The organism is Paenibacillus alkaliterrae (assembly GCF_021532375.1).
Taxonomy (GTDB): Bacteria; Bacillota; Bacilli; order Paenibacillales; family Paenibacillaceae; genus Pristimantibacillus; species Pristimantibacillus alkaliterrae.
Genome location: NZ_JAKGAP010000107.1, coordinates 1 through 13,299, shown reverse-complemented (window position 1 = coordinate 13,299; position 13,299 = coordinate 1). Strand labels below are relative to the sequence as shown.

General features: G+C 47.3%; 13 protein-coding genes and 2 pseudogenes. 5 read left to right on the top strand and 10 right to left on the bottom strand.

Going from position 1 to position 13,299, the window contains the following annotated elements:
* Positions 1–193: 193 nt before the first annotated feature.
* From L1N85_RS25755 to L1N85_RS25740, 5 genes and pseudogenes are all read left to right on the top strand, one after another.
* Complete coding sequence (locus tag L1N85_RS25755; RefSeq protein ID WP_235241880.1) at positions 194–535, top strand: HTH domain-containing protein; 342 nt, start codon at positions 194–196, stop codon at positions 533–535.
* Between the two features lie 62 nt (positions 536–597).
* A pseudogene (locus tag L1N85_RS28110) lies at positions 598–834 on the top strand (DUF6431 domain-containing protein); the annotation flags it as partial.
* A 135-nt stretch (positions 835–969) separates the two neighbouring features.
* The gene (locus L1N85_RS25750) at positions 970–1,197 is read left to right on the top strand and encodes a hypothetical protein (RefSeq protein WP_235241879.1); all 228 of its coding nucleotides are present in this window, start codon (positions 970–972) and stop codon (positions 1,195–1,197) included.
* 150 nt (positions 1,198–1,347) lie between these two features.
* Entirely contained in the window at positions 1,348–2,754 is a 1,407-nt protein-coding gene (locus L1N85_RS25745; protein WP_235241878.1) for a DDE-type integrase/transposase/recombinase, read from the top strand.
* Positions 2,748–3,332, top strand: coding sequence for an ExeA family protein (locus L1N85_RS25740; RefSeq protein ID WP_235241877.1), 585 nt, complete (start codon positions 2,748–2,750; stop codon positions 3,330–3,332). The genes L1N85_RS25745 and L1N85_RS25740 overlap by 7 nt, the downstream gene beginning before the upstream one ends.
* 400 nt (positions 3,333–3,732) lie before the next feature.
* Here the strand turns inward: L1N85_RS25740 and L1N85_RS25735 are convergent, their stop codons facing one another.
* The 10 genes and pseudogenes from L1N85_RS25735 to L1N85_RS25690 all read right to left on the bottom strand — a co-directional run.
* On the bottom strand, positions 3,733–4,725 hold the full coding sequence (locus L1N85_RS25735; RefSeq protein ID WP_235241876.1) for a PHP domain-containing protein: 993 nt from the start codon (positions 4,723–4,725) through the stop codon (positions 3,733–3,735).
* Positions 4,725–5,597 carry an alkaline phosphatase family protein gene (locus tag L1N85_RS25730; protein ID WP_235241875.1) on the bottom strand — a complete coding sequence of 291 codons (873 nt, stop codon included), beginning with the start codon at positions 5,595–5,597 and terminating at the stop codon, positions 4,725–4,727. The genes L1N85_RS25735 and L1N85_RS25730 overlap by 1 nt, the downstream gene beginning before the upstream one ends.
* A gap of 14 nt (positions 5,598–5,611) precedes the next feature.
* Positions 5,612–6,397, bottom strand: coding sequence for a DeoR/GlpR family DNA-binding transcription regulator (locus L1N85_RS25725; protein ID WP_235241874.1), 786 nt, complete (start codon positions 6,395–6,397; stop codon positions 5,612–5,614).
* 3 nt (positions 6,398–6,400) lie between these two features.
* Entirely contained in the window at positions 6,401–7,441 is a 1,041-nt protein-coding gene (locus tag L1N85_RS25720) for an ABC transporter ATP-binding protein (protein WP_235241873.1), read from the bottom strand.
* Positions 7,438–8,244, bottom strand: a complete 807-nt coding sequence (locus tag L1N85_RS25715; protein ID WP_235241872.1) for an ABC transporter permease — start codon at positions 8,242–8,244, stop codon at positions 7,438–7,440. Before L1N85_RS25715 ends, L1N85_RS25720 begins: the two co-directional genes overlap by 4 nt.
* Entirely contained in the window at positions 8,241–9,161 is a 921-nt protein-coding gene (locus L1N85_RS25710) for an ABC transporter permease (RefSeq protein WP_235241871.1), read from the bottom strand. Before L1N85_RS25710 ends, L1N85_RS25715 begins: the two co-directional genes overlap by 4 nt.
* Positions 9,162–9,304: 143 nt before the next feature.
* Positions 9,305–10,411 carry an ABC transporter substrate-binding protein gene (locus tag L1N85_RS25705; RefSeq protein WP_235241870.1) on the bottom strand — a complete coding sequence of 369 codons (1,107 nt, stop codon included), beginning with the start codon at positions 10,409–10,411 and terminating at the stop codon, positions 9,305–9,307.
* A gap of 282 nt (positions 10,412–10,693) precedes the next feature.
* The gene (locus tag L1N85_RS25700; RefSeq protein ID WP_235241869.1) at positions 10,694–11,308 is read right to left on the bottom strand and encodes a recombinase family protein; all 615 of its coding nucleotides are present in this window, start codon (positions 11,306–11,308) and stop codon (positions 10,694–10,696) included.
* 208 nt (positions 11,309–11,516) lie between these two features.
* Positions 11,517–12,317: an AAA family ATPase gene (locus tag L1N85_RS25695; RefSeq protein WP_235241868.1), complete on the bottom strand. Its 801-nt coding sequence runs from the start codon at positions 12,315–12,317 to the stop codon at positions 11,517–11,519.
* Positions 12,310–13,233, bottom strand: a pseudogene (locus L1N85_RS25690) (Mu transposase C-terminal domain-containing protein); the annotation flags it as partial. The gene L1N85_RS25695 and the pseudogene L1N85_RS25690, both read right to left, overlap by 8 nt.
* Positions 13,234–13,299 lie beyond the last annotated feature (66 nt).

Here is a 13,299-nt window from a genome sequence, read left to right as displayed (position 1 = left end):
AAGCAAATTGTCCATGGTGGCCAGCGCACTGTCGGCCACGTAGGTTAAGCCGCTCCATTCCTCATCGGAGAGGACCGAACGCAGGCGAGTGATAAAAAAGTACACTGGTACCCATAGACTGGACACTTTAAAAAAAGGTGTTCAGGCTATGGGTACCTTTTTGTATACTGAAGAAACAACGGAGGGGATTAGATTGAGCAAGAAGCGATTTACGGAAGATGAACGTGAGAAGCTGTCAAAGAATAGATACGTAATCAAAGTTAGTGATAAAGCGATAACCTACGCGGATGAATTTAAGCAGTTATTTATTGACCAATACATGACAGGCAAAACCCCAAGAGAGATCTTTGAAGCTCATGGATTTGATGTTACCGTCATTGGAATGAAGCGAGTAGAACAATCTGCCGAACGTTGGAAGAAAGAGAAAGAGGGGCTTCCAGCCATTCCCTCTGGCGGAGACAGAGGGAAAAAAGAACCGACAGCGTATAAGACTGTAATAGAGCAGTCAACAACGCTGTCGGTTCTATTATTTTAAGAAAGGAAAGCCATTTGTCCCCTGTTTGCTTGGCGGCTACTCGGGACAAATGACCTCAACCAATGTCTATTTTACTGGAATACCCCCCGCGCCTCAATGCGTACAATCTGGAAATCCGTTCAATTGAAGTTGAAGCTGCATGTCCTTGTTGCGGCAGAGTGATGCGCAGACATGATTATGAAGAGCGTACCCTTGTATGGAAACGCCGGCTTCGTAAGGTCACAATCCTGCGTATGCGTTGCCCAACCTGTGATCGGACACATTCTCTTATCCCCTCGTTTATCATACCTTGGGCGCGGTTTGCCAACCACATTCGGGAATTCTTTGCACGTCTGCTCCTGATGGGCTTGCCACTCCCTTTGTTAGCAGAACGATTATCTTCATGGGCATCCTCTATCGTTTCGATCCGAACACTCTGGAGATGGAAGAAACGTATGAAAGAAAAGTGGCAGCAGTGGCTCCGTGTTATACGTGAAAGAACCTTGTCCACGCTGCCGGGGGAGGAGGCTCTACTCGAGTTTCATCGCTGGCAGGGTAGTCTCGCTCAGGAAACGCAGTTGCTTCTCCTATTTAATTTGACGGCGCACGGGGAACAAATGCCTCGTCCGGGCAGATGGTTGGACCGGCTCAACCTACACGCTCCGCCAAGCGCTTACTGGTGATTGCGATCACTGGGAATGAGGCACTTTTGGGAAACCATGGGTTATTCTCCAGTGACCGCCTACACGGAATGTGTCAGTCGCGGCACTGGATAGAGCATGGGACAATGGGGACTGCAGTCTATTTCTATATCCCAGGAGGTTAATGTCCCCATGAATGACCAGCAGCTTCAGGAAATTGCGGCCTTCCGCTTTGGCGTCATTGCGCCGGTGCTGCAACGAAAGCTTGCTCCCGGCCATCGCTATGCCCTTTTGCGTGAATTGGCGGCGCAAACGTACACCATTCCCTACAGTGTCAGCACACGCATCAGCATCCGCTCCCTCGAGCGTTATTTGCAGGCGTATGAACAAGGCGGTGGATTTGAAGCCTTAAAGCCGAAGACACGTGAAAAAAGAGGCAGTTTGCACGATTTAGATCCGCAAGTTTTGTCAATGGCTCTTTCACTGCGCCATGAACTACCGAGCCGCAGCGTGGAAACCATTATTCGTATGCTTGAAATAGACCAGAACAATCCGCTTCTGCCCGGAATGCTCAAACCCCGAACCCTTGCTCGGTATTTTCAAGAGCAAGGGGTGAGCAAGAAGGATTTGGCACGTCAAGCTAACGTCACCAAGGCGTTCCGGCACTTTGAACACGATGAGCCGAACGATTGTTGGCAGGCAGATACGCAGCACACGACCGTGATTCCAGATCCCCAAGATCCGAACAAGCGCCGGAAAGTGTACCTGATTGCCCTGATCGATGACCACTCACGGCGAATTATGCATGCGGAGTTCTTTTTCGAAGAGCGCTATCCGCGCCTTGAAAATTGCCTCATGAAGGCGGTATTGAAGCACGGCGTCCCCCGTATCTTTTACTGCGATAATGGGTCCGTGTACAACGCTAAGCAGCTCTCTATTGTCTGTGCGCGGATGGGTACCAAACTGCTTCATGCGAAGCCCTATTCGCCAGAATCCAAGGGCGAAATTGAAAAATTCTTCCAATTTGTAGACTCTAGCTTTACGGGTGAAGTGAATTTGCTCATCGCACAAAACAAACTCCAGACGCTAGAGCAGTTGAACATCTACCTGCGTTCATGGCTTGAAGCGTATGACCAGCGGGTGCATAGAACGACGAAACAAACACCGAAGACGCGCTTTGAAGCGTCAATCCAGTCGATTCGCCGATTGTCCCGTGAAGAACTACAAGCCCTGTTTCTGTGGGAGGAGGAACGAACAGTCCGAAAAACCGCTGTAATTGAGGTGGAAGGAAACCGGTATGATGTGGACGATGCACTGCGGAGCAGCAAAGTACAGGTGAGGTACAACCCCTTTGACCTGACTCATATTCAAATCTGGAAGGATGGAGTGCGTTACGCCGATGCCAAAGCGGCAGAACTACGCAGCCAGCGGCATTCGAAGCTGCCAACTGACGAAGCGAAACCCGATCTGCCAACACCGGTGGCCAGTTATGTGGAACAACTCAAGCAAGAGCAAGAAGCAAAAAAACGTGCTGAACTTGGTACGACACGTTTCGCACAGCTCAAAGCACGGCAGAACGGTGGTGACGGCGGATGCTAAGTTTCTTCGGCTTAAAGGACATGCCGTTCACAAGGGAGATTGACGCTAAGAACTGTTATGCGTCAAATGCTTACCAAGAGGCATTGGCACGACTTGAGTTTGCCGTCCAGCACCGTCATGCGTGCATGGTTACTGGGGAAGCAGGGACGGGTAAGACAACAGCAGTACGTTCTTTACTTCGTGGTCTGGAAACTACGCGGTACCGATACGAGTATATTTGTGATTCGGGTCTGTCTCCGAAGCTGTTCTACCGGGAAGTGTTAGACCGATTTGGTGTAAGTCCCGCGATCCGTTCCACCGAGGCAAAACGGCAATACCAAGCCCTGATGCTGAACTTGTATGAGCAGGACAAGAAAATCCCGATCATTGTGTTGGATGAAGCCCACCGTTTTTCAGAAGGGATGCTTCAGGAACTTCGATTCCTACTGAATTATCCTCAACTTTTAGTTATCCGTAAGTTTTGGAGATATCCCGTACGTATAAGGGTATTAGACCAAAAACTTACGGATAATGTTTTAGTTCAAATTACTTCAAGCCGCACAACGTTAGAATCATGTCTTCATTATCTTGCCACATAGGAATATTACTATTTAGCTCACTTCCTCCCTCATTAACCTTCTCAAGCGCCTCTCTCATCATATGAATATCAGCCGATGCATAAATAGTTGTCGTATTAGGGGTAATTCCAGCGAAGGTGTAACTAAGTGCCAACCCTTTGAATCACTCAAATATAGATCAAATTTGTGCCTTATGTGTTGTTTAAAGCTAAAAAATATTTTCTGTAACTAGCGTATTTGCTTACTTCCCTTTCTGGGAAAGGATTCTCGGGTTTCTCTCAATCACACATAATGCCATTAAGTGTGATACGAAGGTCATTTGGCACTTCATGAAAGCTTCGCTGGGATTACCCCTTCTATTGAAAATAAGCAAACAGCCATTCCCTACGCGGAATGGCTGTTTGCTTATTTATTTCTCCTATTAGAACGGAAGCTTGTGAGGCTTACGTCCGTGAAATACGGTCAATTCCTTATAGCCTGCTTCTAGCGCAGCATCCCTGGCTTCATCCAGCAGCGTTCCGATATCGTCGGGAAAATGAGCATCGGACGACAAGGTGATTGAAACTCCATGCTCGGCAAGCACAGAAAGAAACAACGGGCTCGGACATCTCTCCGCTACCGGATAGCGGTACTCCAGTCCGGTATTGATTTCTGTAGCGACGCCATATTGAATCAAATCCTCTGCGAACTGACGATAGTAAGGAAGCAAATCCGCTTCGTTCGCCGGCCGGAAGCCGAATACCTTCAGGTTATCCGGATGGGCAATAAACTCGAACAAGCCGGAAGCGGCTGCCTGCCTAAGCAGCCCGAAATAACGGCCGTACGCCTCCATGGGCTCCAGCTCCGCAAACCGGTCCTTCGTTTCCGGATTGTCAAAGCCCCAGCCTTCCATAAAATGCACCGAGCCGATAACGTGATCCCAGTCATAGCCTGCCAGCAAGGCGCCCAGCTCAGACTCGCCGCCCGGGAAGAAGTCGGCTTCGATTCCGAGCAGCAGGCCGGGGCGGCTTTTTTTCGCCTCTGTCACGAACGTAACGAATTCATCCAACGAAGCCACGTTTACTTGATCGAGCCAATGCTGCTGCAGCCTTCCGACCGGACTATCGTCCAGCAGCATATGCTTCTCGTAATAGGAGCGGCACTCCTTAAACCGATACAGGTGATCGACGACGCCAAACCACTCAATCCCCCTCGAACGGCCTGTCGTCAAATATCGGTCCAACCAATCGTTGCTGAAGCTTCCGCTGCGCATTCGGCAGTCTAATCGACTCGCCAAATACTCGACTAAATCCAGAGAATGACCCTTCCTATTGCTTATTTGAGGCTCCGTGAGAGCAAGCGCCTGCAAGGTGCGCGATAACCACCGTATGGAATATGGGCCTTCCTCCAGATGAAAATGCAAATCAACCTTCATTATCTTATACCCTCTGCCTTTCCAGCCGTTCCAACCCGATATAAAAACTCGCTTTCTATACTCAATGCCATTGCCTCAGACGGAGCTATACCCAGACATTCACACATGAAACGGGCGATTCCCAGCTGGGGAAAAACCTGCTCATCCGCTTGAGTCCCAAGCGGCTCACCATTCATATAGAGCGGGACTAGCCGCTCGGAAGCCGCTGTTCCGCCGTGCTGTCCGGCAGCATTCATGCCATGATCGGAAGTAACGATAACGCGGTAGCCCTGTGCCATCCACATAGGGACCAAAGCAGCCAGTATACCGTCAACAGCCCGAACAGAGGCTTCGTATTCCTTGCTCTCCCCGCCGAACTTATGTCCTATATCATCGATGTTCATGGAATGAATATATAGAAAATCCGGGTCGTGGACCGTCCGTAAATATTCCGCATCCGCGAATAAGTGACTATCTGGATAGTGATCCTCAAAATAGAACGTTCCGTGCTGAACAGGTCTCGACTCATCATGCTGATGACGGTCCGTCAGCGGATTAAAGGGAGCTTTGTTGTACAGCTCGCTGACCCAATGATAGGCGGCGGCAGCCGTTGTTAAATTCGCCTCGGAAGCGAGATGAAATACGCTCTTCTCCTGGCTGAGCCTGACAATGTGATTCGCCGTGATTCCATTTCGATAGGCTGGCGTACCCGTAAGCAATACTTCATAGAGCGGACGCGAAAGGCTTGGGAGCTCGGAACGAACCTGATAGCAGGATACTTCGCCTTTCTCTGCAAGATGCTCCATATAGCCCAAATACTTGCGGGCCGCATCGTAACGCAGTCCGTCTAATACAACTACAATTAATTTGCGCATAGCTGCCGTTGTTGTCATTATCGCTCCGCCTTTCATTTCGCTTCTATCCAATGTAAATAATGAGACTTCATTAAAGGCAGCCACTCTTTGGGCGCGGGAACGTTGCTTACTATAGTGTGTACGCGGCGCAGAGGAACAATTTCGATGAAGGCCTCCTTATTGAGCTTCGAATCGTCTGCCAGCACAATCGTTTGTGCGGCAGTCTCCACCATAAGCCGTGACATACCGGCCTCGCCCAAATCATAATCGCTGATCCCCCGTTTAATCGATATGCCGCCAATCGAAATAAATGCCTTATCCACTCGAAATTGCTTCATCGCTTGCTCCCCGGACACGCCGGACAAAGACTGCTGCTCCGGGTTCAACTCGCCGCCGATCACGATAATTTTGCCGGAAAACCGGCGTTCATTTAGGGATTGCATGAGATAATAGGCAACTGCAATGGAATTGGTTAGTACCGTCAGCCTCTCACACCCTGCAATGGCCTTCGCTAATTCCAGGGTTGTCGTTCCGACATCAATGACGATCGTGTCTCCGGACTCGATTAAAGCTGCAGCAGCTTTGCCGATGCGAGCCTTCTCCTCGGCTTTTTCTTTTTGACGCAGCAGATATGGAGGCTCCTGATTTGTCGGCTTCACTAGAACGGCTCCTCCATAAACACGCTTAACGGTCCCTTCCCGTTCCAGCAAGACGAGATCGCGCCGTACCGTTTCTTCTGAGACAGCGCACCGCAGCGATAATTCCGGCACTTTGACCTGACCTTCCAGCCTTAATTGTTCAATAATGACCCGCTTTCGTTCTTCCGCTAAAATGGACATGCTCTAGGCTCCTTCCTTCTCCAGCTTCAAAAGCTGAGAAGGATCTAACGCCAAACAGACGTTACTCAGCTCCCCCAACCGGAGCGAACGGCCATCATTTAAAATATCGACGGTCAGACGGACATCCTTCGCTTGAACGATGTAACGGATGATATTACCGAGAACGGATACGGATTGAACCGTACCTTCTACCTGCACCCTATCCTTACGGTCATTTCCTTCTTCGGCTTCGTTCAGCAGCGTTATGGACTCCGGGCGAATGGCGAAGCTCTCCTCCATGCAGTCTAATCGATCAAATAGGCGCATCGCTTCCGACCTTGTCAGCACATTATAGCTGCCCATAAACCGTGCGACAAACTCAGTGCGGGGAGAGTTATACAGCGCTTCGGGAATGCCGTCCTGGACGATAACTCCTTTGTTCATGATGCAAATACGGTCGGATACGGTAAGCGCCTCTTCCTGATCATGCGTAACGAATATCGTCGTCATTTTAAACCGTTTCTGGATTTCCCGTATTTCCGTTCGCAGGTTTTTACGAATTTTTGCATCGAGAGCGCTGAGCGGTTCATCGAGCAGCAGCAGCTTAGGCTGTACCGCAAGCGATCTGGCCAGAGCTACCCTCTGCTGCTGACCGCCGGAGAGCTGCTGCGGATACGCGTCGCGTTTATCCTCCAGATCAACGAGGGCCAGCAGCTCTTCCGACCGTCTGCGCATGACGTCCTTCGAAGCCCTGCGCATTTTGAGACCATACTCCATATTCTCGCGCACGGTTAGATTAGGAAATAGAGCATACGATTGGAACACCATTCCGACCTCGCGGCTGCGTGGCGGCAGCTGCGTCAAATCCTTCTTTTCGAGCAGGATTCGTCCGCTGTCCGGATCGGCAAGACCGGCAATGCAGCGAAGCAGCGTGCTTTTGCCGCAGCCGGAAGGACCGAGAAGCGTTACGAGCTCCCCTTCGCGAATTTGTAAATCCACATTGTCCAGTACACGGGTATTCCCAAAGTTTTTGCGGATTGCTTGCAGCTCCAAATAGTCATTCATCCCCGCACACCTCCGTTCATCCGTTTTCCAAGCTTCATCAGCACCATCGACAGGAGCAAAATAAAAACAAAATACGAAATGGCAATTGCGCTGGCCAAATGACCGCTTTCATTCATGCGTTGAACCAAATAGATTTGAATCGTCTGGATGTGTCCGCCAACGAGCATGTTCGTAAGCACAAACTCACCGAACAAGACAGAGAAGGATAGCAGCGTCGACACGATTACGCCAGGCCATATATTAGGCAAAATCACGGTAACGAACGCACGCATGCGGTGCGCTCCCAGCAGTTCGGCGGCGCTCAGCAGCTCTACCGCGGAAACGGTAAGCAGACTATTGCGGATGCCTTGATACATATAGGGAAGAATGGCGATGAAATAGGCTCCGATCAGCAGATAAGCCGTTCCCGCAATATCGATTGGACCGGAGGAATAGGTACGGATGAGCCCCACAGCCGCTACTACGCCAGGAACAGCATACGGCAGTACAACGACTCCCTTCATGAACGATTCCCACCGCGGCAAATATATCGTTATTACGAATACGGCCGGCAGCATAATAACCAGACTGAGCGTAACGCTAATCAAACATAAATAAAAGGATGTCCATAGCGCATCCAGAAAGCGAATATCCCGAAACATCCCGCCAAACCATTCGAATGTCCAGCGATCGGGAAGCAAGCTGTCCTGCCAATCCTTCGCGAACGCATAAAGACCGGTTGCCAGCAGCGGAAGCAGCAAGTACATCATGAGCAGCAGCATGAGGTTACGGTGCATCCAGCCTGCTTTTGCTTGTGCCGTCATCCCGCTTCCCCCTTCGCTTCCGTAAAACGTCTATATAAGCTTTTTCGTCTAGACGCTTGTTTAAGTGTATGCCGTGAAGAAAACCATGCGGCCCGCTTTGTCATTTGATGATTCAGGATCACCGCCAGCAGCGTCGTCAGCGCCAAGATGACAGCTAATGCGCTTCCGAGCTGCGGTTGATTGACGACATCGCCCGAGACTAAGGATCCGATTCGAATGGCAAGCAAGTTGTAATTGCCTCCAACGAGCGCGTAGGCTGTCGCATAAGCGCCCATCGCATTTGCGAACAAAATGCCTAATGTCCCGAAAATAGCCGGCGTTAAAATAGGAAGTCCGACCGTTCGCCAAAACTGCCACGGGCTTGCTCCCAGCAGCGAGGCCGCTTCCTGCCATTGATCCCGTATGCCGTAGAAAGACGGATATAAGAGAAGCAGAGCGAGCGGCACTTGAAAGTAGACATATACGAGAACGAGCCCCGTCCAGCTGTACAAGTTAAAATCGCCGAATACGCTCCAGCCCCACTGCTTGAACAGCAAGGTGAAAACCCCGTTGTTTCCGAGCAGGATGATATATGCGAAGGCGAGCGGGACGCCGGCAAAATTCGAAGTCATATTAGAGAGCATCAGCAGCCGATCGCGAACCGCCGGCGCAAACCTTGTAATGGAATAGGCGCTCACGAGACCGATAGCAATGCCGACAACACTGGAGCATATGGAAATAAGAATGCTGTTCTTAACGGCTTTCATATAATAAGCGCTTTGGATAATCGACACGTAATAATCGAGTGTAAAGCCCGATCCGTCCTCTTGCCTGATACTTCCTGTCAGCATAGACAGCAGAGGAGCGAATTGAAATGCAAGGATAACTAGAACAAAGGGAACGAGCCCCAACATAACAAACCGATTTCTCCGTTTCAACCTTTTCACTCCCTCGTTAAAACGTAAACGACTGCAACCATTCTCTTGGCCGTACAGCTTACATCTCTTCGCCGCAAATAGGGTGCGGAACGCCTTCGACTCGAAGACGAAAGCGTTCCGCCATAAACCCCGTACTCGTTCAATTAGTTCAAATGTACAAGTACACGTTCCTGCCACAGCTGCGGAATCGTCTTCGCAGTCTCTTCCCACGCTTTGTAGTCCCCTACAGGTTTTACGTTTTTGTAATCTTCTGCCGGAAGCAGCTTACCCGCTATATCGTCCGGCAGCTTCACGCTGTCGCGAATCGGTCTTGCATAGCCTTTGGCCAGGTTGATCTGACCCTCATCGCTAAGAATATATTCGCGGGTCAGCTTTGCCGCATTTGGATTCGGTGCATACTTATTAATAATCGTCGCATAGCCGCTTACAACGCTGCCTTCAGTTGGAATCGCAACGTTAAACTTGTCCTTGCCCAATTGATCGCTATAATTCAATGCATTGAAGTCCCATAGAAGCGTAGCTTCCACTTCGCCCTTCTCAATGTTCGCAAGTGAAGCTTCCGCATTGGAGAGACGGCCTTCCTTGGCAAGCTCTTCAAAGTAAGCAATTCCCGGTTCAATGTTCGTCTCGTCTCCGCCAAAAGCAATCGCAGCGGCAAGTACCGCCATTTGCGCTTGCGCAGCCTTCGTAACGTCACCGACAATAATTTTATAAGTACCGTTCTTCAAATCCTCCCAACTCTTAGGCGGGTTTGGAACAAGGCTCGCATTGGTCAGGAAGGAGATGGAGCCCTGATAGCCAACAATCCAATGTCCGTCTTCATCCTTCGCCCAGCTCGGAATTTCATCCCAGTAAGAGGATTTGTATGGCTGAGTAACGCCTTTATCTACCGCAACCGGTCCAAAAGCAATACCCACGTCACCGATGTCTGCGGTAGGCTTATCCTTCTCCGCTTCAAACTTAGCGATCTCCTCGGCGCTGGACATATCCGTGTCGGAGTGCTCGATTCCGTATTTGGTTTTCATATCGCTCCAAGTATCCAACCAGTTCGCCCACGAATCCGGCATCCCTACGCTTACGACCGTTCCTTCTTCCTTCGCTTTCGCTTCAATCTCGGTCAAAGTCAGCTCTTCTTCCTCTACGCTTCCTTGGGCCGCCTTGTTGTTCGAGCCTCCGCATGCAGCAAGCACCATTACAAATAAAGTAATTACAACCCCAACTGCCAATCGTTTCTTAAACCAATGCTCCATGATTTCTCTTTTCCTCCCATGTGGTTTATTGTGGGTTCTATCTTTATTCTTGTTGCTTTCTCCCCACTAGAACTATAAGTCCCCAATATTTCGGCTGCGTTATCGGCATTATAATAATTTGTAAACCAGCAGCTCATCATGAATATAAAAAAAGGCACCTCCCGGTGTGAGACGCAGCAATCCTTTAGGCGTTTTATGAAGCTTGCCCTGGTTACCAAAAATCTCAATTAAAATCCCGAGTAAAGCGCTGTTTGCTCCTTTTGTGAATTGCTCAAGTTCAAATCAAGTAACGGTTCTAGCGTAATAGGTCAGCTGAATAGAAGCTCTTATCATGCTGTATTTAATCGTTATTGGTTTTTTACTGGCCAATGTCCGTAAATGTAAGGAAAGCTGTGTCTTACCAGCATAAAGATTTGCTTTGCCGTTTGCTGTTACGAATTGACCCGTCATTTCAACTTTGCTCTTATCCAATGGCGGTCTTCCTCCTTTTCTACCTCGAGCCCGAGCAGCTTGTAAGCCGGCCTGGGTTCTCTCTCGAATTGTCTCTGCCTCCATTTCAGCTAAACCAGCCATAATAGCGAAAAAAAGCTTGCTCGCTGGTGTGCTAGTATCTACTCCCAGAGTGATGATCTGCAGACTGATTCCTCTTTCTTTTAGATCATGCGAAAGCTCGATTAACTGCTTTGTCGTCCGACCAAGTCGATCCAATTTCCAGATGACTAATGTATTCCCGGAACGCAAGTACTCCAAGCAGCGAGCTAACTCTGGTCGATCACTTTTCTTTCCGGAGACCTTTTCCTCGAAAATACTCTCACATCCGGAATCATTCAAAGAATCGATTTGTAAATCCATGGACTGATCGGAAGTCGAAACACGTGCATATCCAATTTTAGCCATTTTCCAATCCTCTTTTGTCTATTAAACCTTCGATTGGTATCTTTAATACACTTTGAATATTAGACGATTTAATAGACTGAAACATTGGTCAATTTGGTGTATTGTTACTTTAGGAGTTATTTTGCACCTATTTCAAGCGCTATTTTGCACTAAAAGTTCAATGTTAAAAGCCATCTTTTTTTCATTATTTGATAGCTTTTGTACAATCCTATTTGATACCGATAACCAAACTGTCCCGCGCGGCTTCAACAACTTCTGTTGTTATCGTTTGAAGCTTATTTATTTCAAGTATTCTTTCAATCTGAGTGAACAGTCTCTGTATAAGCCTGAAGTTCCCACCAGTAATTTTTATTATACTGGTTATTGCTTCATAATCGGAAAAGTCCTCAAGTTTTATTAAAGGTCCTAACTCTTCCCATTTATACTCCAAGATATGATGGATTTCATCTTTACTAAGTTTAGCGAATTCATGAGCAAATCCAATTCTGGAGTAGAGTTGGGGATATCGCGCTAATCGATTCTCAATACCGGGCATTCCAATTAATATCATGGCTATATCATTTCGATCAAAGATATCCCTGAGTTGTTCTAAATTTTGCACTTTCAATCGATCTATTTCATCGACAATAATCAAGTCGATATCTTCATAAGCATTGGCGGGATAATTTTCTTTTGCCCCCTCTTTGAGTACTTTATACGCAGTTTTTACCTTATCCATTCTATATCCAATAAAATTGATCTGCTCGGTCATTTTAGTCGCTCGTACTGCTGGAGCTGTATAAAAAATCGTTCTAGCTTCAAGTATCTTTTCATCTGCATCGTTTCCTGGTTTATAAGCTAATTGTTTTTCGATGGAATCCCAATTTGAATAATATCTTGAGGATAATGTTTTTCCTACACCGGGCAATCCATAACAAATTCCTATATATTTATATTTGATACACGCATCACAAAACTCTGCAAATTTTTTATATTCTTTTGTTTCAATAAACTTTTGTGTTTTATTCATTGAAATACCTCTTAAGTTTTGACCTATTGTAATTTGATTTATTCGGCTTTTCCTCCAAATCTTTTTGCTTTGACAAGACAATTTCTTCTGCAACAGTTTTTCCAGAATCAAGTTGCTTCTTTAGATTTTTCCGTATTTTATTTCGTGCTGACACAATATCCTTTAAATCCACTGTATAATCGGAGATTTCAGGAGAAATAGCCGTACATAAGTATTTATCTTGATAGAACACTCGTATCTCTGCAATATCTCTTGGATCATAACGAATAATGACTGTTTCACCAACGTATGCAGCTAGGTTTGTATCTATATATCTCAACCCTTGGAAGTGAATCCCATCAGAATTCACCTTCCTTGGTTTTGCTACATTTAACAATAATAAATCAAGACTTTCCAAACTTTCAGGCATGTTGGGAAGGAATCCATTATTATTCCATGCATGTATGGGTTCTCTTTTTGTTGTGGTATGAACCCTATGGTGATAGTTATATATAATGAAATTTAATAACTTTTCATCTAGTTCTTTAACGGTAAGAAGTGAATTGCTAGTCTGATTTCCCAAATAACCGGGTAGATCTTGTAGAAACAATTGATTAATGGTTAAAAAGAATCTCTCTATTTTCCCACGCCCCCTTGGAACACCGACTTTAGAAAAGACTAGATTAATTTTTAAATCAATTGCTACTTGCTCCAAATGGTTGGACGTAAAATCACTTCCATGGTCTGTATAAAATATTTCGGGGATACCACATATTTGCCAATCGGGATTATTTTTTCTCCATATTGCTTGGTGTAAGACCAAAGATGTATGTATAGCAGAGGGGTTTTCAAAAGTTAAAAAATATCCAGCGACTGCCCGGCTATAATCATCTAAAATGATTGTTAGGTAAGCGTCAAATCCTGCACACATGGAAGTAAGATCCGTTTCATGAGAATATGAATGTAGCTCTCACGCGAGGAATAGACGTGGGTCAAGAGACAG